Genomic DNA, 21,716 nt, shown 5'->3' with positions numbered 1-21,716 from the left:
AAGCAACTGCCTTAGCACAAGCGGTAGCGACGCAGGAGCGTCACCCTTAAGGGTCAGTTGTTAGTTGTTTTGCTACTGACTACTGACTACTGACCACTGACTATCGATACTGATCTTTTTTGCCGTAAATTAGGCGATCTTCTACATGAATAGTATCAATTATCGCCACAATCACTGCATCTAACGGACGCTGTTCATTACCAGGAATTTGACGAGCTGCACTGCCACAAGTTACCAGTACCCACTCATCTACTCCTGCACCCACACTATCCGCAGCTACTTCGTATTTTGGCAGTGAATTTCCTTCTTCATCTACTAACTGCACCAACAGTAGTTTGACACCCCTCATACTTGGATCTTTTTGAGTGCCTACTACTGTGCCACGAACTTTGGCAATTTGCATTACAGATTATGGTCTTCTACCAAAAGGACGAATCGCGTTAACATTTTCACGGAACTGCTCAACGTCTTCTGTATAACGAATTGGCAGAACATATTCCAAGTTCTCATGAGGACGAGCAATAATGTGAGTAGACAGTACTTGTCCACCATTGACTCGCTTGACTGATTCAACTCCTGCTGCTACAGAAGCTTGCACTTCTGAAACGTCGCCCCGAACAATGACTGTTACCCGACCGCTACCGATTTTTTCATAGCCTACTAGGGTGACGCGAGCAGCTTTCACCATTGCGTCAGCAGCTTCCACAACTGCTGGGAAGCCTAACGTTTCTACCATTCCCACTGCGATTGACATTAGTTCTAACCCTTAATAAAGTTTCTAAATCTGGACGAAATTGGAGCTACAAGAAGGCGACCCCGTAAATTACTTTGTGTTTAATCGAGTTTTAAGTGCGGAACTGTTCCACAGCTTCCGTATACCGAATCGGTAAGACGTATTCTAAGTTTTCGTGGGGACGGGCAATGATGTGAGTGGATACCACTTCACCACCATTTACTCTTCTGGCTGCTTCAATTCCAGCTGCAACTGAGGCTTGCACCTCAGACACATCTCCCCGAACAATCACTGTCACCCTTGCACTACCAATTTTTTCATATCCTACCAAAGTTACACGCGCGGCTTTCACCATCGCATCGGCAGCTTCTACTACTGCCGGAAAGCCCTTAGTCTCAATCATCCCAACTGCAATTGGCATCGCAGAACTCCTAAAAAATTTAATCCGATCAGTACTGTTGTTTGAAAATTTTGACGGGGAAGCTCATCTTGAGCTACAAAATCACTTCCAAATTAAGCATAGGAAAGCTTGGCGTTCCTGGCAATATAAATCAGTATAATAGTTTATAATAAAAAAGTTTTAAAAAACTTAACAAAAGTTTATAGGACGATCTACTCAATCGAAGTTCACTGAATTCCTAGAGCAGGTGCTTATGCTTTATAATTTTTTTATTACATTTACAAAATAACATTCGTAACTAGGTCTACTGCTTTGTGTCGATAGGATCTTAGAGGCTGTATATCTTACTCTCTCTATCTTTTGCCGATTTTGCAATAAAAACAAGGAATGTGTGAAAAATACATAATTTTTTTTAATATATCGTATAAATTTATTTGCTACAAATAGTAAAGTCAAATTTACAAAGAGAACACAAGTAATAAGAGTAAATGCTTTAAAAGATGTAAAGTTATATTTAATTGTACCTCAACTAAGATAAACTAAATTGAAAAGACTTAATCAAAATCTCACTTAAAAAAGTTAAAAAAGTAGAGCCTTTAAAGAAGTTTATTTTTTTAGTAAATAGTTGTTTCAAAACTATTAAAAAAATTAAGGCTGAGTCGTCAAGGTAAATTTAGATGAATGAGTTTCTATTTGCAACAAGTTGGTTAGTGCCTTTATATAGCTTGGGAGGCGCGATTTTAACGCTGCCTTGGGGACTGGGAATAATTCAGCGTACAGGGCCAAAACCTGCGGCATATTTAAACTTGTTGACAACCCTTTTGGCTTTTGTCCATAGCCTATTTGTATTTAAAGAAATTTGGAATAGAGAACCAGGAAATTTACTGATTACTTGGTTCACATCTGCGGATTTTGATATATCCTTTGCCTTGGAACTCTCGCCAGTCAGCATTGGGGCAACAGTTTTAATTACAGGATTAAGCCTGTTAGCCCAGGTTTATGCTTTAGGCTACATGGAAAAAGACTGGTCGTTGGCACGTTTTTTTGCGCTGATTGGATTTTTTGAAGCGGCGTTAAGTGGTTTAGCGATTAGTGACTCCTTGTTTCTTAGCTATTGCCTTTTGGAAGTTTTGACCCTTTCAACTTACTTACTAGTGGGTTTTTGGTACGCTCAGCCGCTAGTGGTGACGGCAGCACGCGATGCTTTTCTGACTAAGCGAGTAGGAGACTTGTTGCTACTTATGGGTGTAGTAACACTTTCTAATTTAGCCGGCAGTTTGAACTTTTCTGATTTATATGAATGGGCGCAAACGGCTAACTTGAACCCTGTGACATCAACATTATTGGGGTTAGCATTGATTGCCGGGCCAGCTGGTAAATGTGCCCAATTTCCCCTACACCTGTGGTTAGATGAGGCTATGGAAGGCCCTAACCCCGCTTCAGTAATGCGGAATTCACTTGTGGTAGCTGGTGGTGCGTATTTGCTTTATAAGCTGCAACCCATCTTAGTGCTATCTCCGGTTGCCTTGAATGCTTTGGTCATTATGGGTACAGTGACGGCGGTTGGCGCAACATTAGTATCTATCGCGCAAATTGATATTAAGCGATCGCTGTCTCATTCCACCAGTGCATACATGGGATTAATCTTTTTAGCCGTAGGGTTACAGCAAGGGGGTGTAGCCTTGATGTTGCTATTAACTCATGCGATCGCCAAAGCACTGTTATTCATGAGTTCTGGATCAGTGATATACACTACTAGTACCCAAGACTTGACAGAAATGGGCGGTTTGTGGTCAAGGATGCCAGCAACCACTACTGCTTTTATTGTGGGTTCAGCAGGAATGGTAACACTGCTACCTTTAGGAAGCTTTTGGGCAATGCTAGCTTGGGCTGATGGTTTTGTAAATATTAACCCTTGGGTAATCGGAGTTTTAATCGTAGTCAATGGCTTAACAGCATTAAATTTGACCAGAGTATTTAGGTTAATCTTCTGGGGGAAACCGCAACAAAAGACCCGCCGTTCTCCAGAAGTTGGCTGGCAGATGGCATTGCCAATGGTTTCACTAACTATAGTGACTCTCCTCTTACCCCTGATGTTACAGCAATGGTACTTATTACCCGACTGGGAAAGTATTGATTGGTTTGTAGTGTCAGTACTGCTCTGTTCTACTATTTTGGGGGTAGGGATAGGATCTACAATGTATCTGCATAAAGCATGGTCAAGATCCAGAATCCTCGCATGGAGATTTATACAGGACTTGCTAGGGTATGATTTTTACATCGACCGAGTTTATCGGCTGACAATAGTGAGTGCAGTAGCACTGCTATCTAAAATTTCTGCTTGGAGCGATCGCTACCTAGTTGATGGTTTAGTGAACTTAGTAGGATTTGCGACAATTTTTGGTGGTCAAAGTCTAAAATACAGTATTTCTGGTCAATCCCAAGCTTACATGTTAACTATCTTAGCGGTAGTTAGTGTATTGGGGTTTTTCATTAGCTGGTCATTAGGCCTACTAGATAAATTGCCTTTTTAAAATTGCTGAGTTAAAAAGCAGGAGTTAAAATTCTTCCCACTTCCTACATCCCTAATCTTCTTACCTAGTTCTGTCTATGCTTAGTGCTTTGATTTTGCTGCCGTTGTTGGGCGCAGCTTTAATTGGTTTCTGGCCTGCTGACATCAGTGGCAAACTTGCCCGTACAATCGGTCTAGTCTTTGCTAGTATTGCGTTCTTATGGACTGTTTTCTTAACCATTCAGTTCAATCCAGGAGACATTAATCAACAGTTTGCTGAGTCTGTGCCTTGGATTGATGTTTTAGGCCTGAACTATAATTTGGGGATAGATGGTTTATCCTTACCATTGCTAGTTTTAAATGGACTGTTGACTTGTATTGCTATCTATACTAGTGATGAGTCTCTTCAACGTCCTAAATTTTATTACTCTTTAATACTACTGTTAAGTGCTGGAGTCACTGGAGCGTTCCTAGCACAGGATTTATTGTTATTTTTCCTATTTTACGAATTAGAACTGATTCCCCTGTATTTGTTAATAGCCATTTGGGGTGGTGAAAAGCGGGGTTATGCTGCTACCAAATTCTTGATGTATACGGCAGTTTCTGGGATTTTGATTTTAGCAAGTTTCCTCGGCATGGTTTGGCTGAGTGGCGGTTCTAACTTTGCATTAGCAAGCCTGAATTGTGCAACTTTACCTTTAGCGACACAACTTTTACTGCTTACAGGGATTTTGATTGGTTTTGGGATTAAGATTCCCCTGGTTCCCTTCCACACTTGGTTGCCAGATGCCCACGTTGAAGCTTCTACACCCATTTCCGTATTATTAGCTGGGGTACTTTTGAAGTTGGGAACTTATGGCTTACTGCGGTTTGGTATGAACTTATTGCCAGAAGCTTGGAGTTATTTAGCTCCATGGTTAGCAACTTGGGCTGTGGTGAGTGTCTTGTACGGTGCATCCTGCGCGATCGCCCAAACCGATATGAAAAAAATGGTAGCCTATAGTTCTATCGGACACATGGGCTATGTGCTGTTAGCAGTAGCAGCGGCTACACCCTTAAGCGTATTGGGTGCTGTTATGCAAATGATTAGCCACGGCTTGATTTCCGCACTTCTATTTTTGCTGGTAGGCGTTGTGTATAAAAAAGCCGGCAGCCGCGATTTAGATGTTATCCAAGGACTACTGAATCCAGAACGAGGTTTGCCTGTCATTGGTAGCTTAATGGTGATGGGAGTCATGGCTAGTGCTGGTATACCGGGAATGCTAGGGTTTATTTCCGAATTCATCATTTTTAGAGGGAGTTTCGCAGTTTTTCCGCTGCAAACAATACTATCTATGCTGGGCACAGGTTTAACAGCAGTTTACTTTTTAATTTTGATGAATCGTGCCTTTTTTGGGCGTTTGTCTGCACAAGTTACCAATTTGCCCCGCGTCTATTGGAGCGATCGCATACCCGCTATGATATTAGCTGTGCTGATTGTGGTTTTTGGTGTTCAACCCAATTGGTTAGCCCGCTTGAGCGAACCAACAGTCACAACGATGGTTACTATCCAAAATGTAGTAGCAACAGTGGACTTAGATAAGGCAAAAGGCAAAAGTTAAAAAATGGAGATTGGGGATTAGGGAAAAACTTTAGCGCTACACCTAACCCCAATTTCACAAAATCAAGTTACAGAATTACAAATTACGAATGATTATAATCCCCAATCCCTAGAATTTATTGGAGAAACGATAATGTTAAATACTAGAAAAAAGCCTAAGAAGCAACCCTTAGCTGAGTATATTGAACGACTACAAAAAGGAGGAGCATTACTCCCTGATAGCCCAGAAAATGTATTAGAAGTAGTTGGTATTCTTAAAAGCTATGGTGTAGTTTTAGATGCATACTCTAAAAATCTTATTTACATTGCTGAGCATCAATTTTTCGTTTTCTTTCCATTTTTTAAATATTTTAATGGAGAATTTTCCTTCCAAAAATTACTTCGTCACTGGTGGCATGATCGGATTAATTTTGAATATGCCGAATATTGTATGAAAGCCATGATGTGGCACGGTGGTGGAGGGTTAGATAACTATTTAGATACCCAAGAATTTCAAGAAAGAGCGCAAGCAGTTATCGCAGTAAAATTTAAATATAACCCTTTAATTTTAGGAATTAATCAACTTTTTCCAGACTTTTTAACTGAACAGTTACGCGTCTCAGCTTATTACACTGGTTTGGGTCAATTTTGGCGAGTTATGGCTGATATTTTTCTCAGCTTATCAGACCTCTACGACAAAGGCAAAATTACATCAATTCCCGAAGTTGTAGAACATATAAAAGCGGGTTTAGTCGCAGATGCATTAAGGCCAATTACTTATACCGTTAAAATTCAAAATAAAGCTTATGACATCATTCCTAAATCAGTTGGTTTGACATTTTTAGCAGATACAGCCATACCTTATGTAGAAGCGGTATTTTTTCGGGGAACTCCTTTTCATGGCACAGTTTCATACAACGCCCAAGCGTATCAAATTTCCCCAGATCAGTCACGATTTCAGTATGGCGCTTTGTATGCAGATCCTTTACCTATTGGGGGTGCGGGTATTCCTCCCACTTTATTGATGCAAGATATGCGTCATTATCTTCCAGAGTATTTGCACGAAGTTTATCGTCGCAGTCTGCGGGGTGAAGATGATTTGCGGGTACAAATTTGCATCAGCTTCCAAAAATCCATGTTTTGCGTGACAACGGCAACGATTTTAGGACTGATGCCTTATTCTCTGGATACCCAAGATCCATCTGAGCAAAATGCTAATTTAGTTTATTTAGAAAAGTGGATGGATCGGTTACAAACTTCGCGATTAATGGATGTGAACAAGTAGGACAAAGTAATTCAGGCAAAGATCATGGAAGCAGGAATCGCATGGCTATAAGTCATGCAAGGTTCTAATTACCTACTTATCCAAGCAAGGCACAACTTGCGAAAATCATCACCCCTAACCTCAAAATTTGGATACTGATCGAAACTTGCACAAGCAGGAGACAGCAACACCACAGTTGCTTGATGCTGCTTGGCTAATTCTGCTGCTCTAGGGACTGCTTTCTCCATCGTTTCCACGATTTCATAATCAGCATAACCAACCTCTTGTAGGCGTTGGGCAAATGCTGGTGCAGCGCTACCAATTAGTAATACAGCAGCAGCTTTGGCTTGAATTTTGGCTAACCAAGCAGCATCATCACCGGGTTTTGCTTCTCCACCAGCAATTAAAATCGCCGGACTTTTTACAGATGCTAACCCCACTTCGGCAGCATCATAATTAGTAGCTTTGCTATCATTAATAAAGTCAACGCCTTCCCAAGTGCAGATATGCTCTAAACGATGGGCAACACCAGGAAATTCACGAATTGCTGTATTAATAGCATTACGATCAATTCCTGCCAATCTTGCTGCGGCTACCGACATCAGCAGATTTTGCAGGTTATGTTCTCCCACCATTCGCAAGGCAGACGTTTCCACAATTTTTTCAGGTGCAGAGGTTGAACTCAACTTTTCGACAACCCAGCCATCTTCAATATAAAAGCCTTGTTCACCAATTAAAAAATCTTTGCCTTTCACACTTGTCCAATAAGCATCAGGCCAATGACTGATACCTACCTTTCTCAAATAGGCATCATCGCCATTAAACACTTGCAAATCTGCCTGACGTAACAGCTTGGCTTTGATATCGTAGTAGTTTTTTAAAGTCTTGTGGCGAGCGAGGTGATCTGGGGTGAAAGTTGTCCAAACGCCAATCTGGGGAGCGAGGGATACAGAAGATTCTATTTGATAGCTACTTATTTCCCCAATCACCCAATCAGGGAGTTTTTCGGCTAAAGCAACTTCACAAGCGGCATAGCCAATGTTACCGCAAGCGGGGGCATCTAATCCTGCTGTTTGAAATATGGCAGCAATTAATGCAGTGGTGGTAGTTTTGCCATTTGTGCCTGTAATTCCTACCCAAGGTAAAGATTGCAAGTGTCGCCAAGCAAGTTCCATTTCTCCAATGGTTTCAATGCCTAACTCTCGCGCCTTGACTAACAGAGGAATATCCCAAGGCACACCAGGACTAACAACAATTAAATTGGGTAAATCAACACCACTCAAATCTAGGGAATACCCCAGCTTTACAGTTATGTGTTCAGCAGCAAGTTCTTGTTGTTGTTCGAGAAGGCTTGCGGAGGTGTTACTATCGTTTAGCTCCACCTCCCAACCTTCTCGTTTCAACAATCTCGCCGCAGCAACACCGGACTTTCCCAATCCAATTACAGAAGCTCTTGGCATAGACTGTATGTAGCAGAGTACCCTGGTTAAGCAATCCTTATACTAGCGTTTATTGGCAAAAATTACACCAGTTTTTGTTGCTTTAGGCTACAGATTTTTGACGATCGCCCCAAAATCAGCCAGTATACGGGCATGATTTCTGAGTAATCCCAGTAGATGTAACCGATTGCGCTTAATCTCTGGATTGGAATCCATCACTAAAACGCTATCCGGGCCGTCAAAAAAGCTACTCACAGTAGGAGCAATTTTTTCTAACCCTGTTACTAATAGTTGATAGTTGCGTGACTCTTGGGCTGCTTGAGTTTGAGGTACTAAATCGACTATGGCATGGTAGAAAGCTGATTCAGAAGGTTTTTGGAATAGTTCTTGATTAACTACAGTTGTCGGTTCTAGCTGTTTGGTATCCAAATCACCTTGAGCTGCTAGGCGTGTGGAACGATTCACAGTTTCGTAGATTTTATCTAAAGTACCATCGTTGCGAATTTGTTGCAGATATAAGGCGCGATCGCGGACATCTAATAAATCCTGTAAGGCGCGTTCTGTATATTCTGGGTCATTTTCTCCTAAAACTGCATTCACGAGGTCATAATCAATTTGTTTTTCTTCTTGCAGTAGGGTACGAATACGTTGCAGGAAAAATTCTTGCAATGCTGTAGTTAATTGCGCCTGATTTTTGTTGTAAACTGCTGCAAAGTCTGCTGTTATTTGCTGCAATAAATTTTCTAAATTAATTGGCAAATTAGCCGCCCACGTAATGTTAATTACAGCATTTGCCGCCCGCCGCAAAGCAAAAGGATCAGAAGAACCTGTAGGTATTAAACCTAGTCCAAAAATACTAACTAATGTGTCTAATCTATCTGCTAAACCGACAACTTGACCAGTTAGGGTTTCAGGTAATTTATCGCCTGCTCCCGTTGGAAGATAATGCTGAAAAATTGCGTTTGCGACTTCGGCATCTTCACCACTGGCGAGAGCATATTTTTGGCCCATTATTCCTTGTAATTCAGGAAATTCATAGACCATTTGAGTAACTAAATCAGCTTTACATAATAAAGCCGCCCGTTGATTTTTTTGGCTTTGATTTTCCTCTAGCTGTAATTGGGTATTAATTTGCTTAGTAATCTTGACTATTCTATCTACCTTGAGCCGCAGAGATCCCAAATCTTCTTGGAAAGTGACTTTTTCTAATTGTGGTAAAAAGTTCTCTAAAGGCTTGTCTAAATCAGCTTGATAGAAAAATTGGCCATCTGCTAATCTGGCACGGATAACTCTTTCATTGCCAACGGCAATAATGTCTGATTTTGTTGGATCACCATTAGAAACAGTGATGAAATTTGGCAACAATTCTTCTTGGGAATTACCTTTTTGAAATACAGGAAAATAACGTTGGTGAGTCACCATAACTTCAGTAACTACCTCAGTTGGTAACTGTAAAAACTCTGGTTCAAATTTGCCCACAACAGCTGAAGGATATTCTACAAGATTAGTAACTTCCTCTAACAAATCAGGATAAAGTACTGTATGTCCGCCTAAATTTTGTGCTGCTGCTTGCACTTGTTTTTTAATCAAATTTGCTCGTTCTTGTGCATCAACTGCAACATAGGCAGAACTTAGCGTAGTAATATAATCGGTAGCTTGGGCAATGGTTACTGGTTTGGGATGCAAAACCCGATGTCCTTGAGAAATGCGATCGCTGTTTATTGTTTCCGAACCATTAATCAATTCAATCGGCAAAACTGTTTCATCTAATAAAGCTACCAGCCAGCGAATGGGACGAGAAAATCTCATATCCCCATCGCCCCAGCGCATCAACCGCTTACCTTCTAAACTCGAAATCCACTGTGGAACGAGTTCTGTCAAAATTTCTGCGACAGGACGGCCGTAAATTCTTTTTTGCACAAAGACAAAATCGCCTCTGTGTGTGGAGCGAACTTCTAAAGCTTCCAGTTCCACTCCTTGCCTTCTGGCAAAGCCTATTGCTGCTGGTGTCGGTTGACCATCTTTAAAGGCGGCTTGGGCGGGAGGCCCTTGAATTTCTTCTTCGCGGTCTGGTTGCTGGGATGGTAGACCTTTGATGAGTACCGCTAAACGCCTAGGAGTACCGTAAACTTCTACAGATGCACTTGTCAGGCTGTTGGCTTCTAGACTTTGAGGAATGTGCTTTTGCCATTGCGCTATGGCATCACTGAGAAAACTTGCAGGTAGTTCTTCTGTACCAACTTCTAATAAAAATGCTAAATTTCCTGATATATCAACGCTCTTAACCTTTGTCATCAGAATATTACACAAAAGATAGACAATATTAGACTAGTTAAGTGATAGGTTTTTAAGTAGTAAATATTACTTAAAAGCTACACAAACTTTTGTACCACCAAAATTATATATCTGTTAGATATTGAAAGTTGATTAGACAAGTACTTCAACGACACACATTGAGTTTTTTCTGTTCTTCGGCATCGGGATTAGTTATAAGGTAATCTTTGAGGCGATCGCATCCTTCTTTCAAAAGTTCATCTAATCCTCTGACACGCCATACAATCGACGTCTTATCCTCATTGGCTGTAGCTAGTAGTTTGCTATCCGGGCTAAAATCTGCGCTTCTCACACTGCCTTGATGACCCGTAAATTCTGCTACCTGTTGCCCCGATAAATTCCACAGCCTAGTTGTATAGGTTGCTGAAGATGTAGTTAGCAGCTTGCCATCCCGACTGAAAGTTATTTGTGTGACTCTGCCTTCATAAGTCTGAAATTCTTTTAACTGATTTCCTGCATAATCCCATAACCTAACCGTAGCATCATCTCCAGCAGTAGCCAATTTGTTTTCTGTAGGGCTAAAACCGACAGTATTAACGTAGCCCTTATGACCTGTTAATTGTTTAGACAGCTTGCCACTAATAATATTCCACAGTAACGCCGTCCCATTTTCTCCAACTGTAGCTAGCAGTTTGCCATCTGGACTAAACCTGGTAGTCTCGATTTTACTTGTATGCGGAAACTCTTGCAACTTGGTTCCTTCAAGATCCCACAGTTTAGCCATGCCATCATCTCCCGCAGTCACAAGTCTATCTCCTTTGCTGTCAAAATTGATACTCCGTACTGCTTGAGAATGCCCCTCGAAAGGTTTCAAAGGCTTTAAAGATTCTCCGGTGCGCGTCCAGAGCTTGATTGTGCCATCTTTCCCACCTGTAACAATCAGGTTTTTTGTTTCTTTTGGGCTAAAACGCACACTATTGACACCGCCTTGATTGGCTTTAAATTGTCTTATCAATTTCCCTTTAAGATCCCAAAGCCTAATGATGTCATCATCTGAAGCTGTAATTAGTAACTTGCCATCTGGGCTAAAGCGCACACTACCAACAGCTTTTTCATGCCCCTTGAGTTGAATTAAGGGATTTTTGGGTTTGATTAATGATTTTTCTGGAACTGCCCAAAATCTTACCGTACCATCATCTTTTCCAGCGGTGGCAAGAGTATCTCCTTGTTTATTAAACCGGATGCTGACAACACTGCCTTGATGACCCTTTAATTCTGCTTGTAGTGTTCTATTGAAGTTATTCCACAGTCTGACTTTACCATCCTTACCTGCTGTAGCAATTAGATCATCATTGCTAATGCGAACTGCCTCAACGCCTTCAGGATCAGCCTCAATTTTTTTTTCTGTCAGTTCTTTTCCTGAAAAATCCCACAGCCTGACGTAGCCATCATCTCCGGCTGTGGCAAGTTGCTTTTGTTTTGGATGAAACCAAACACTGTTAACACTACATTTGTTAGTATCCTTGACATTGCATTGATGACCCTTAAATGTTGCGATTGCTTCTGTCTTATTGATATCCCAAAGCTTTGCTAAACCATCCTCTCCAGCCGTGGCTAATTGTTGATTATTATAAGGATTAGGATTAAGGCTTTTGATACTACCTTTGTGAGCAGGTATTGTTTGAAAAAGTTTTCCTTTAAAAGTCCACAGTCTGACATAGCCATCATCTCCAGTTGTTGCCAACAGTTGTTGACTCGGAAGAAAACGGACATTGTTGACACTACATTTAGCATCTTTTTGTGCTAAATCGTATTCTTTGATGTCACATTGGTGACGTATAGATGTTATGGAAGGTGGCGACCAATTTTGATCGGCTAATAAGAAATCCCACATCTGTGAAACATCCCAAAGCTTTACCCAACCATTACTTGCACCTGTAGCCAATATTTTTTGATCTTGGCTAAAATCAACACTTTTAATACTATTATTGTGCAATTTGGAATTTTTCAATGTTTTCAATGGCTTTGTTTGGAAATCCCGCCATGTAACCGTGCCGTCTTCTCCGCCAGCAACAATTAACTCTTCGTCTTGTTGCTCTTTTTTAATAAAACGAATACTGTTTATACCTCTTTGGTAAGTATTAATTTGATTTGTTTGATGAATATTGTCTAGAATTTTTTGCAAAGCTAGCAGCGGACTCGTGGCTGGACAGTCTTGCAAACATTGACTATTCCAAAAAGCCATCTTTTTGACCTCTTGTCCGGCTTCCATTGCTGACACTAAGGCCTCAATTTCTCCAGTGCCAGACTCAAAATTTCTTAAAGCAGTGACTCCAGAGGCTTCAACTTCATCTATCCATCGTAGCCAAAATGCACCCATAGCCAGGATTGAGACTATCACTAAACCGCTGGTCAGCCCAAGTAAAGTTAGTTTGCGGCGGCGTTCTTTTTGCTTACGATCGCGATCGCGCAATGCTAAACTTTGCTGAATAAAATCTTGCTCTGCTTGGCTCAATTCATCTCGGCGTTGCTTAAGCCAATTTTCAGCTTGTCCTAGGGGGACACCCCGCAGCAATGGCCCTTCATCTTTGCCAGTATTTTCCCACTGACGCATTCTTGATCGCAGTAATTCTTGCCAAGTGCGAAAAGAGCGATCGCTTTCCATCCATCCGTGCAGTCGTCCCCATTCTCGAATTAAGGTTTCATGGACAATCTCTACTGTTTCTTTACCAACAGTTTCATCAAGTCCAGTCACTACTAGCCGTGCATCAGCTAGACGCTTAACCAAATCCCAGTTACCGTCTCCTACCTCATTTCTGGTAGCTATTCGACGGGTGTCTTCTGTTCCTTCCCCAGGACGCACCAATTGAACAAATATTTGCTGTGCTTGTTGTTGTGATTCTGGTTTGAGCTTGGCAAATTCAGCTTCTGCATGATTTGCTAACGACTTTTCTACACCACCGATGGCTTCATAAGCAGCATGAGTCATCTGGCGGTTTTGCTGTTCTGCCCACAGTTGCGTCAAAGTAAATTCTAGTAATGGCAAATTTCCTGGTGAATCTGCTACAGCTTGGAGAATGCGCTCGGCAAGACCTTCTTCTAATCTTACCCCTTGCTTATTTGTAGGTTGAGCGATCGCTTGCTGCAATTCTTTAGGGTTCATCGGAGCAAGTTTTAAATCAGCATTTTGCAAAGCATCAGCAAAGCGACGATCAGAAAGCGCATACCCCAAAAAATCAGCCCGCAAAGTCAGCAAAAGGGTAAAATCCTGTAACAGTTCAGCGGCTTCTAGTAATTGATTTAAAAATAATTGACGCTCTTTAACATCTGAGCAAGAAGCGTAAAGTTCTTCAAATTGATCAACCACCAGTAACAGGCGTTTATTTTCGTTCTCTGACAAAATTCGAGATAAAACAGTATGTGCTGCAACTTGTTGCGATCGCAACCCACGAGCTAAGTCTCCTGCATCAATATCTTGTTGCGTCTTTCCCTTCTCTGGTTCACGCAAACGCACAATTACTGCTGCGAGTTCATCTACAGGATGCGTTTTTGGGCGAAATGACTCAATTAGCCAATTTCCTTGCTGGCGTAAATTAGGAATCAAACCCGCAAACACTACGCTAGATTTACCACTACCAGAAGCCCCAATTACCGCTACTAATGATTGTGTGTGAACTGTATCTACCAGTTGGTGAGTGACAATATCTCGCCCAAAGAAAAATTTTGTATCTTCTTCTCGGAAAGGAAATAAACCACGATAGGGACAAGAGGCGATCACCTGCTCATGCAGCACAGACCATGCACTCACCAACACCTGTGTAGGAATCATAAACCCAACCTTGGCTTCTGGTCGGTTGATGTCTACTGCTACTGCTATTCCTGCTATCCCCTGAAGCTCGCTATCCCATATCGGCGCACCACTGAAACCAGGCTCTAATCTATAACCTGGTTGTTTTACATCTTCCAGTTGCACCCAACCTTTGGCTGTGCGTCCGCGTAAAACGCCAGTAGCCCAAACACCATCTGGTTGTCCCGCTGGAAAACCCAATACTCGCAAAGGATGTCCCGCCCAATCATCAGATGTAATTAATGGTGCGAGTGGAGCTTTATTTAGGAAAGAATGTTTTAATTCCAATCCTGCAATATCTTCTACTTCCATCTCAGCATTCACAGGTAGCCAGAAAACAACCTGAGCTTTGAGCAGTTGTTTAGCCGCCACTAAAGGAAAATCCAAAGTGATTTCTGCATCTGGCATTTGGGTAGTTGTTCTAGAAAGCCCCAAAGCATCAGCAATCACATGGGCGCAGGTAAGAATGTACTTTTGAGAAACTAAAAAGCCAGCACCTATGACTCTGCCACTATTGGCATAAATCCTAACAACAGATAGCTCAAGCGGTACGCTCATCTGCTGACTCCCGTTTCCACTTTAGAGTAATTTCATAATTGACTTCACCATTTCCAGAAGCCACAACAGCACCTAATTGAGCGCTGATTTTAATGCCAAACTTGACTTCCACTTCATCTGCTGGTTGGTGGAGGCTGCTCATTTTAGCAATGATTGCATTAGCTACAGGCTTGACGGTTGATAAAGCTGACTCGAATGTCTGCGTAGCTTTTTCCACAACTTGATCTCGCAAACCAATGCGATCATCAATTGGTGCCGGTTCATCAACTTCTATAAGTATGGATTCGCCGTTTTCTAGAGGAAATTCTACTATACGTTTCACAATAATCTTATTTATCAGTCAATTTTAATAGTTTACCTTGTCATAACGCTAGCCTATGCCATGTAAAACCTTTTAATAAAGACTTTCATTGAAGCTATAGGCGATACCTACGATAAGCTACGCTAACGCACTAACTCAACAAAAACGAGCCAAATAAGCTCACTGATGTAATAAATAAAAAGTTTTCATATCATAACTTGTCAACTTTTGTAGTCATTTTGACGACAATTTAATAAAAGGTAGCATATACTTAGTAGTATAAGCCTCCTATAAAAACGTGGGAGAATTTAAACTTTTAACGAGGTAAATCCTATGCAAAAAGTATGGGAATCAACGGAATTAGAATATGCTTTTCTGTTTACCCTAAGAAAAGTAAATTCGATCAATACAGAAGGTTTTAAGCAATTTTTTAACAATTTACCTGTTGATCCTTATATCAAAGGGAACTATCGCTCTAGACGATTATCTCGGTTTACTGTTTCTGGGGATAATTTGACTAAACTGCCTCATGGCTACCTCTTCCAAAGTAAAGACTACAATCCATTGTTAGGAGACATTAAAAGAGAGTTTGCAGAATTAGATGATGCACTCGTAGAACTTGATATCTTTAAAAATCTTGTTCTAGCATTTATTGATTCTTGTAAGCTTCACCCAGAAGCCGAAATCGGAGTTCATCAAATCAGAACTACCTGTTCACCCGATAATTTGGGTAATCCAGCACCTGAAGGTATCCATAGAGATGGTACTGATTTTATCGGTATATTCTCTGTAACTAGAGAAAATATTCAAGGTGGAGAAACACATTTATACACCGCGAAGAAAGAAAAGCCCGTATTTAGTAAAATTCTCCATCCGGGAGAACTTTTATTAGTCAACGACCATGAATTTTTCCACTTTACTACTCCCATAAAACCGCAAACTGAAGGTCAAGGAATCAGGGATGTGTTTGTGCTAACTTCTCCTAGTTTGCTGACTTAAGCATAGTTTCCAAGGTTAAAAATTTGCTAGTTACAATGAATATTTTGACAATCTACAAGATGTGGGGAATTGAATGTAGTCATTTCCTCATTTTTTTTGTTCATTATTAATAAATTATGGAGTGCGGCACCTAAAATTTAAAATATAGTCTAGCTCCTACAACCAACGTTGTTGCTTAGCATACATAATACTACCAATCACAATTAAGGCTATCACAGCGATAGTAATAGGATAAGCCCAAGGCTGATCTAATTCCGGCATATATTTAAAGTTCATACCATAGAGACCAGTAATGAAAGTGATTGGTAAAAATACAGTCGATAGGATAGTTAGACGATTAATTAATTCACTAGTTTTGCTAGCAATATTATCACGTTGAATTTCCATTAATTCTGACATCCAGGCTCTTACAGCCAGATATTCTTGCCAGAGATTATCGACGTGATGAACTAATTCTTGATTGAATAGTGCCTTGACTGGCTGGGATATCCATTGAAAATCTTCGTAATCTATAATAACCAGCAGTGCTTTGATGCTTTGAAAATTACGTCGTCCCACACGAGTAGATTGCCTCATCGTGGCAATTTTTTGGTAAGTTGATTCATCACCAGAATTTCCTAATACTTCATCTTCTAAATCATCAAGTTGTCTAGAAATATAGTCAAATACAGTATGGTAACTATTCAAAATTTCTTTAAAAATAAGATATAAAATGTAGTCAACTCCCCACTTTTGAATATCTAGAGTTCGCTTTTGTAAATTGTTGCTTAATATACTAAATATTCTCAATTCATTAATTTCAAAAGTGATGATAAAATTTTTTCCTATTACAATACTGCCACGGGCAACTTCAAACTCTCGATTTTTGATTTGAGGTGTCAAAATTTCATAATTATCAAATAAACAATCTTCTATGTCTTCATCAATTCCTATAGGAGAATGATTAAAAATCATATTAACACGAGATGGATTGAGTCCAAAGTGCTTGATAATTCTGGCCGTTCCAGTGCGATCGCGAAAGTTAAGACAGCGTAACCATATATTATGAGAACCATCAATCTTTTTTAAGACTGCATCGACCTCTCTACTAGTAAATAACTCTAGATGATTATGAGAAAAAGTGAGGAGAATTAGCATATAGCAATCTTAATTGAGTTATAAAATCGGCTTTGCCGACTGGTTCGCTCTTAGCATTCCCGCAGGGTAGCAACTACTGTGCCAATAATACAGACTTTGGCATTATTTTAGCTGGGTAAGTCTAGTAGTGGCGTATTATGCTGCACTTTTACATCATTTAACTTTAATGATGATACAAATACGTTGGTAGGGAACAATGTTCTCTACGAGAAATCTATATGTATCAAGATTTTTGTGAATTGGTATTAGCACCATTATAGATTGATCATGCCTCTGAACATTTACGTTTAGGGTGTGATCAAGCAAATATCACTCATGGGTAAGAAAGTAGAAAGATGAAGGATGAAGGAGTTGTTTGCAGTCAAACATGATAAAAGGAGCGATAAAACTAAAAATGCTAAGTTTATTTGCTAAAAATCCCATTTATGCTAAACCAAGCTTTAGAATATAAATATGAAAAAAAGGAAACTTAATGTACAGCATTAGGATTAAAAGTTCCGCTTAATGCTGTTACAAATATTTACTTGTTTCGTGATATTTTGCTTCTTAAAGTGGAGATTAATGAAGAAGCAGATTGACATCAAAGAGGATGCATTAAAAAAAATTCTCTTAATTTGTTGTACGATTTGAGACTCTTGTATTTGATCTCAAAATTGTTTAATCATTATTTACCAAAATTATCCTCATAAATTGAGTTTTCCTCTTCGATACTGGAAAATCTTCAATAAAAAATGCAAATTTTCAAATATTTATCTTAGAAACTAAACACTGTCTTCTAAGGAAGGAAGGTGAATATGAATAATAAATTTTTTAGAACTACATCTATTACACTTTTGCAAGCTTTTTTTGCTGCGGCTGCACTAATGACTGCTTTCGTTAGTCCCGCCTTTGCGGAACCAAAAGTGGAAATTATAGGTGCAGGTTACGGCGGTAGTGGTTGCCCTGGCGGAACTGCTAGTGTGAATGTTAGCCCCGATGGTCAAGAGTTAAGCATTCTCTTTGATAAGTTTATAGCCCTGGCAAACAACCCTAGAGAAAGCCGCAAAAGCTGTAATTTGACCATTCCAATTAAAGTACCCCAAGGCTTCCAAATTTCCCTCTATGATGCCGATTATCGGGGCTATGTCGCTCCTCAAACTATTGGAAATTTAAGGGCAGAGTACTTTTTCGCTGGTCAGCGCGGGCCTATTTTTTCTCGGCAATTCGATGGTGAAACTAACTATAATGTCCGAGATAGTTTAGCGACCGTAGCTGATGTCTGGTCACGCTGTGGCGACAGTTTGAACATGCGAGTCAATGCTGCGATGGCTGCAAGAGGTCAAGGGATGGCTACTGTTGACTCTTTCGATCTTGCACACCGAGGTTTGGTTTATCACCTTAAATATCGCACCTGCCCTAGCAATTAATTTTGAAACTGAAGATGTATTAAGTCTTTAGTAGCTGTGCCACGCCTAATGGCGTGGCACGTCAATTTGTTAACTATGTCTCACAACTTGGCTAGAGAGGCAATCTAACTCTTGCTGCATCAGGCTAACAACGAGTTCATAACATTCTGCAACATAGTGGCGATCGCAAGCTGCTTCGCGACCATAACGTTCAAATACAATTGGTGGACAAACCCGTGTCTGCATAGGTACGGGCAATGGTATGTTAGGTAACGGCCCCAGTGCTAATCCCCAAGGTAATCCTAGATAAACAGGAAAAACTTCTGGATCAATCCCAAATAACCAAGGCATTCCCCACTCATGTAATTGCTTCACAATCTTGTAGAAGTCAGCTAGTACAAACAGTGTATCGTGGGCACCATGAGAAATCACAGGTATAATCGGCACATTTTCCCGTAGTGCTAGCTTGATAAATCCTTGTCGTCCGGCAAAATAAATTTTGTTCCGTAAATAATGTGGTCGGAAAACATCTTCCGCGCCACCTGGATAGACCAAAACGCTAGCTCCAGAGCGTAAAGCGGCGTAAGCCATTTTAGGATGAGCCATGATGGCTCCAGCCTTGGCAGCCACTTGCGCTAATTGCGGACTAACTAGCCAGGCTTTGGGATGCATCAGACCGTAGACGGGTCGCTCAACACCAAATCTTTGGAACCAGTCATACATCATCATCACCATATCAGGAGCTGCTAGTCCTCCATTATGGGAGCCAACAAATAAAACTTTTTCCTGAGGTGGGACATGATGCCAACCACTAGTTTTAACTCGAAAATAGTAGTGATAAAAAAAGCCCATTAAAGGCATTAGAGATTGAATAAACTTTGGATCTCGCTCATCCAAAGACCAGCCGGGTTTTATATTCTGCTTGTATTGCTTTTGTAACATCCAGGCATCTTTACAGGATTTTTGATGGTCTACTACTTTCTTCCTATGTCTTTTATTTTACCTAATATGGCGATTTGCAGTTGAGTCGAATACAGACCTAACCCCCAATCCCTTCCCTACAAGGGAAGAGGAGTAAGATTCAAAGTCTCTCTCTTACAACGAGAGAGATCAAAACTGTACTGTACCCAACCGAGAACTGCTATATCCTTGAGTTCAGGTAAAAATATAGCAACTTCAGCAGGTTGTGATACGCTATCTGCTTTAGGAGTGTAAAGGTACTGAAGATGTCTAAGCTGCGGGTAGGGTTGCTGTTTGGTGGTCGTTCTGGAGAACATGAGGTTTCGATTAGCTCAGCAAGAGCGATCGCGCTTGCTTTAAGTGCCCAGCAAAATGCTAGTAAGTATGAAATCTTGCCTTTTTACATTCAAAAAGATGGATGTTGGTTAGCAGGAGAAATACCCCAAAAAGTTTTAGAGTCTGGTATTCCCTACTTGGAATCTTCAGATTCTGCATCTGAAGCACAAAATCAACTAATTTCTAACTCTAAAACCCAAGCTTTATTGAAGCGTTGGCAATCACCACCCCAAGTGACGGAAGTCGATGTTTGGTTTCCTGTTCTGCACGGGCCCAATGGTGAAGACGGGACAATTCAGGGTGTACTCACCTTAATGCAAGTTCCTTTTGTTGGTTCTGGGGTCTTAGGTTCGGCAATGGGTATGGATAAGATTGCCATGAAAATGGCTTTTGCCCAAGCAGGATTGCCACAGGTGAAATATATGGCTTTAACCAGAGCACAAGTATGGTCAAATCCTTGTGTGTTTCCTAAATTGTGTGATGAAATTGAGGCGACATTAGGCTATCCCTGTTTTGTCAAACCGGCTAATCTAGGTTCATCTGTAGGTATTGCCAAAGTGCGTTCAAGACAAGAATTAGAAAATGCTTTAGATAATGCTGCTGGTTATGACAGAAGATTAATTGTAGAAGCGGGAGTAGTCGCTAGAGAAGTAGAGTGTGCCGTTTTAGGTAACGATCAAACCCAAGCCTCTGTCGTTGGTGAGATTTCTTTTAATAGTGATTTTTATGATTACGAAACTAAATATACCCAAGGTAAAGCAGATTTACTGATCCCTGCCCAGCTAACGGATGCTGTCAGCCTTCAAATTCAGGATATGGCGCTGCAAGCCTTTGCAGCTGTTGACGCTGCGGGGTTAGCAAGAGTAGACTTTTTCTACGTGGAAGCTACAGGAGAAGTATTGATTAATGAAATCAACACTCTACCTGGCTTTACGGCTACCAGTATGTATCCCCAACTCTGGGCTTATAGTGGAATCTCCTTTTGCGAATTAGTAGATCGCTTAATTCAATTAGCTATGGAAAGGCATCCTGCTGCTGAAGTGAAGCAATAGCTCAACTCAATGATGTACGACAAATTAGCTAAAACCACTGTTTCTGCCAAAAAAATCGGATTTAGTAGCATAAGTGTCACAAAAAAGCTACTTGAATCCGAAATTTGACTACGGATACCTCATAGCTGCCTCCTCCAGTACAATCAGGGACTAGATAGAGGGGTACAAATCTGAAAGTAATCATGGAAAATAGTCAGAGCGTACAGCATGAGCTAATCCAAGTAACAGGGCTAACGCCAAAATGGAAAAACAGTAAGTCGGGACTAACAAACAGCTCGAACATTTTTATATACCTGGTTACACATCATCCTTGGCTATTGTTAACTGGGTTATTAACAATGTTTCTAGGAAGTGCTGCCTTGGCTTTGTACAGCCTTGGCCATGTTGGAGGTGCAGAACAAGTAGAACCAGAAGAAATCCCTGCTGTAGTTGAAAGACCAATCAAAACACCCTCTGAGAATAGCAATCCTACACCTTTATGGATGGTAGTTGCGATCGCTCTCAGCTGTGGTAGTGGTTGTTTTATTCTTTTGCGACTACTTAACCGTCCAATACAGCCACGGCAAAACAGCCGGAAACGTATCAACCGCTATCCTACGCCTTTGACACCCAAACCTCACCGCAACTGGGAACCAAAGACTCTCAGTACTCCGCCAGTTTTTGTGCCTATGCAACCACTAAAGCCTATTGTTTCAATGCCAGCTAAAACAAAGCCTTTAGTGACTGTTTTGCCAGCAGAACATAAACACCCACTGGATAAAAAAAGCAAAGAATCTTTAGCGGACTTAATGGATATTCGGAAACAGAATTCCTTGTCTGCAATTTTACGTAGTTCTTAATATCAGGGTAACGGAAAAGTTTTTATATAACAGCCGGTTGATAAGGGTACGGTCATGCCGTACCCTTATTAATTTATCTTGTAAATAAGTAGCTTTTAAAA

16 protein-coding genes are annotated in these 21,716 nt (G+C 40.7%); 7 read left to right on the top strand and 9 right to left on the bottom strand.

Features of this window, described 5'->3' with window-relative positions:
* Positions 1 to 100: 100 nt before the first annotated feature.
* The 3 genes from I8751_RS29130 to I8751_RS29120 all read right to left on the bottom strand — a co-directional run bounded on the left by I8751_RS29130 (position 101) and on the right by I8751_RS29120 (position 1,154).
* Positions 101 to 403 carry a EutN/CcmL family microcompartment protein gene (locus I8751_RS29130; RefSeq protein ID WP_214442551.1) on the bottom strand — a complete coding sequence of 101 codons (303 nt, stop codon included), beginning with the start codon at positions 401 to 403 and terminating at the stop codon, positions 101 to 103.
* Between the two features lie 6 nt (positions 404 to 409).
* Positions 410 to 754, bottom strand: coding sequence for a carbon dioxide-concentrating mechanism protein CcmK (locus tag I8751_RS29125; RefSeq protein WP_010995041.1), 345 nt, complete (start codon positions 752 to 754; stop codon positions 410 to 412).
* A gap of 91 nt (positions 755 to 845) precedes the next feature.
* The gene (locus I8751_RS29120; protein ID WP_010995042.1) at positions 846 to 1,154 is read right to left on the bottom strand and encodes a carbon dioxide-concentrating mechanism protein CcmK; all 309 of its coding nucleotides are present in this window, start codon (positions 1,152 to 1,154) and stop codon (positions 846 to 848) included.
* A gap of 656 nt (positions 1,155 to 1,810) precedes the next feature.
* On the opposite strand from I8751_RS29120, the gene I8751_RS29115 reads away from it, so the two are divergent.
* The 3 genes from I8751_RS29115 (at position 1,811) to I8751_RS29105 (ending at position 6,509) form a co-directional block, all read left to right on the top strand.
* The gene (locus I8751_RS29115) at positions 1,811 to 3,667 is read left to right on the top strand and encodes an NAD(P)H-quinone oxidoreductase subunit F (RefSeq protein WP_214442550.1); all 1,857 of its coding nucleotides are present in this window, start codon (positions 1,811 to 1,813) and stop codon (positions 3,665 to 3,667) included.
* 76 nt (positions 3,668 to 3,743) lie between these two features.
* Positions 3,744 to 5,246, top strand: coding sequence for an NADH-quinone oxidoreductase subunit M (locus I8751_RS29110; RefSeq protein WP_214442549.1), 1,503 nt, complete (start codon positions 3,744 to 3,746; stop codon positions 5,244 to 5,246).
* 132 nt (positions 5,247 to 5,378) lie between these two features.
* On the top strand, positions 5,379 to 6,509 hold the full coding sequence (locus I8751_RS29105) for a CO2 hydration protein (protein ID WP_214442548.1): 1,131 nt from the start codon (positions 5,379 to 5,381) through the stop codon (positions 6,507 to 6,509).
* A 68-nt stretch (positions 6,510 to 6,577) separates the two neighbouring features.
* On the opposite strand, the gene murD is transcribed toward I8751_RS29105, so the two are convergent.
* The 4 genes from murD to I8751_RS29085 all read right to left on the bottom strand — a co-directional run bounded on the left by murD (position 6,578) and on the right by I8751_RS29085 (position 14,928).
* Positions 6,578 to 7,948, bottom strand: coding sequence for a UDP-N-acetylmuramoyl-L-alanine--D-glutamate ligase (gene murD / locus I8751_RS29100; RefSeq protein ID WP_214442547.1), 1,371 nt, complete (start codon positions 7,946 to 7,948; stop codon positions 6,578 to 6,580).
* 87 nt (positions 7,949 to 8,035) lie between these two features.
* On the bottom strand, positions 8,036 to 10,222 hold the full coding sequence (glyS, locus tag I8751_RS29095) for a glycine--tRNA ligase subunit beta (RefSeq protein WP_214442546.1): 2,187 nt from the start codon (positions 10,220 to 10,222) through the stop codon (positions 8,036 to 8,038).
* Positions 10,223 to 10,367: 145 nt separating this feature from the next.
* Positions 10,368 to 14,606: an nSTAND1 domain-containing NTPase gene (locus tag I8751_RS29090; RefSeq protein WP_214442545.1), complete on the bottom strand. Its 4,239-nt coding sequence runs from the start codon at positions 14,604 to 14,606 to the stop codon at positions 10,368 to 10,370.
* Entirely contained in the window at positions 14,590 to 14,928 is a 339-nt protein-coding gene (locus tag I8751_RS29085; RefSeq protein WP_214442544.1) for a CU044_2847 family protein, read from the bottom strand. Before I8751_RS29085 ends, I8751_RS29090 begins: the two co-directional genes overlap by 17 nt.
* A gap of 312 nt (positions 14,929 to 15,240) precedes the next feature.
* Here I8751_RS29085 and I8751_RS29080 point away from each other — a divergent pair, with 312 nt between their 5' ends.
* Positions 15,241 to 15,906 carry a 2OG-Fe dioxygenase family protein gene (locus tag I8751_RS29080; RefSeq protein WP_214442543.1) on the top strand — a complete coding sequence of 222 codons (666 nt, stop codon included), beginning with the start codon at positions 15,241 to 15,243 and terminating at the stop codon, positions 15,904 to 15,906.
* A 156-nt stretch (positions 15,907 to 16,062) separates the two neighbouring features.
* Here I8751_RS29080 and I8751_RS29075 read toward each other — a convergent pair whose 3' ends face one another.
* A complete protein-coding gene (locus tag I8751_RS29075) occupies positions 16,063 to 17,043 on the bottom strand; it encodes a magnesium transporter CorA family protein (protein WP_214442542.1) in 981 nt (326 codons plus the stop codon).
* Between the two features lie 794 nt (positions 17,044 to 17,837).
* Here I8751_RS29075 and I8751_RS29070 point away from each other — a divergent pair.
* Positions 17,838 to 18,449 (top strand): DUF4360 domain-containing protein, encoded by a 612-nt coding sequence (locus I8751_RS29070; protein ID WP_214442541.1) that lies wholly within the window; start codon positions 17,838 to 17,840, stop codon positions 18,447 to 18,449.
* 69 nt (positions 18,450 to 18,518) lie between these two features.
* Here the strand turns inward: I8751_RS29070 and I8751_RS29065 are convergent, their stop codons facing one another.
* On the bottom strand, positions 18,519 to 19,370 hold the full coding sequence (locus I8751_RS29065) for a lysophospholipid acyltransferase family protein (RefSeq protein ID WP_214442540.1): 852 nt from the start codon (positions 19,368 to 19,370) through the stop codon (positions 18,519 to 18,521).
* Positions 19,371 to 19,654: 284 nt separating this feature from the next.
* Here I8751_RS29065 and I8751_RS29060 point away from each other — a divergent pair, with 284 nt between their 5' ends.
* Both I8751_RS29060 and I8751_RS29055 read left to right on the top strand, forming a co-directional pair.
* Positions 19,655 to 20,776, top strand: coding sequence for a D-alanine--D-alanine ligase family protein (locus tag I8751_RS29060; RefSeq protein ID WP_214442539.1), 1,122 nt, complete (start codon positions 19,655 to 19,657; stop codon positions 20,774 to 20,776).
* 338 nt (positions 20,777 to 21,114) lie between these two features.
* Positions 21,115 to 21,615 carry a hypothetical protein gene (locus tag I8751_RS29055; protein ID WP_225894503.1) on the top strand — a complete coding sequence of 167 codons (501 nt, stop codon included), beginning with the start codon at positions 21,115 to 21,117 and terminating at the stop codon, positions 21,613 to 21,615.
* Positions 21,616 to 21,716 lie beyond the last annotated feature (101 nt).

It is taken from the genome of Atlanticothrix silvestris CENA357 (genome assembly GCF_016056295.1).
GTDB lineage: Bacteria > Cyanobacteriota > Cyanobacteriia > Cyanobacteriales > Nostocaceae > Atlanticothrix > Atlanticothrix silvestris.
Note: the sequence above shows the minus strand (reverse complement) of the source record. Positions and strands in the feature narration are given on the sequence as shown.

What these genes read in the sequence shown, in the direction of transcription:
- I8751_RS29080 (WP_214442543.1), top strand. Translation starts at nt 15,241, where the DNA reads ATGCAAAAAGTATGGGAATCAACGGAATTAGAATATGCTTTTCTGTTT.
- I8751_RS29060 (WP_214442539.1), top strand. Translation starts at nt 19,655, where the DNA reads ATGTCTAAGCTGCGGGTAGGGTTGCTGTTTGGTGGTCGTTCTGGAGAA.
- I8751_RS29105 (WP_214442548.1), top strand. Translation starts at nt 5,379, where the DNA reads ATGTTAAATACTAGAAAAAAGCCTAAGAAGCAACCCTTAGCTGAGTAT.
- I8751_RS29110 (WP_214442549.1), top strand. Translation starts at nt 3,744, where the DNA reads ATGCTTAGTGCTTTGATTTTGCTGCCGTTGTTGGGCGCAGCTTTAATT.
- I8751_RS29055 (WP_225894503.1), top strand. Translation starts at nt 21,115, where the DNA reads ATGTTTCTAGGAAGTGCTGCCTTGGCTTTGTACAGCCTTGGCCATGTT.
- I8751_RS29130 (WP_214442551.1), bottom strand. Translation starts at nt 403, where the DNA reads ATGCAAATTGCCAAAGTTCGTGGCACAGTAGTAGGCACTCAAAAAGAT.
- I8751_RS29070 (WP_214442541.1), top strand. Translation starts at nt 17,838, where the DNA reads ATGAATAATAAATTTTTTAGAACTACATCTATTACACTTTTGCAAGCT.
- I8751_RS29065 (WP_214442540.1), bottom strand. Translation starts at nt 19,370, where the DNA reads ATGTTACAAAAGCAATACAAGCAGAATATAAAACCCGGCTGGTCTTTG.
- I8751_RS29115 (WP_214442550.1), top strand. Translation starts at nt 1,811, where the DNA reads ATGAATGAGTTTCTATTTGCAACAAGTTGGTTAGTGCCTTTATATAGC.
- I8751_RS29090 (WP_214442545.1), bottom strand. Translation starts at nt 14,606, where the DNA reads ATGAGCGTACCGCTTGAGCTATCTGTTGTTAGGATTTATGCCAATAGT.
- glyS (WP_214442546.1), bottom strand. Translation starts at nt 10,222, where the DNA reads ATGACAAAGGTTAAGAGCGTTGATATATCAGGAAATTTAGCATTTTTA.
- I8751_RS29075 (WP_214442542.1), bottom strand. Translation starts at nt 17,043, where the DNA reads ATGCTAATTCTCCTCACTTTTTCTCATAATCATCTAGAGTTATTTACT.
- I8751_RS29125 (WP_010995041.1), bottom strand. Translation starts at nt 754, where the DNA reads ATGTCAATCGCAGTGGGAATGGTAGAAACGTTAGGCTTCCCAGCAGTT.
- murD (WP_214442547.1), bottom strand. Translation starts at nt 7,948, where the DNA reads ATGCCAAGAGCTTCTGTAATTGGATTGGGAAAGTCCGGTGTTGCTGCG.
- I8751_RS29120 (WP_010995042.1), bottom strand. Translation starts at nt 1,154, where the DNA reads ATGCCAATTGCAGTTGGGATGATTGAGACTAAGGGCTTTCCGGCAGTA.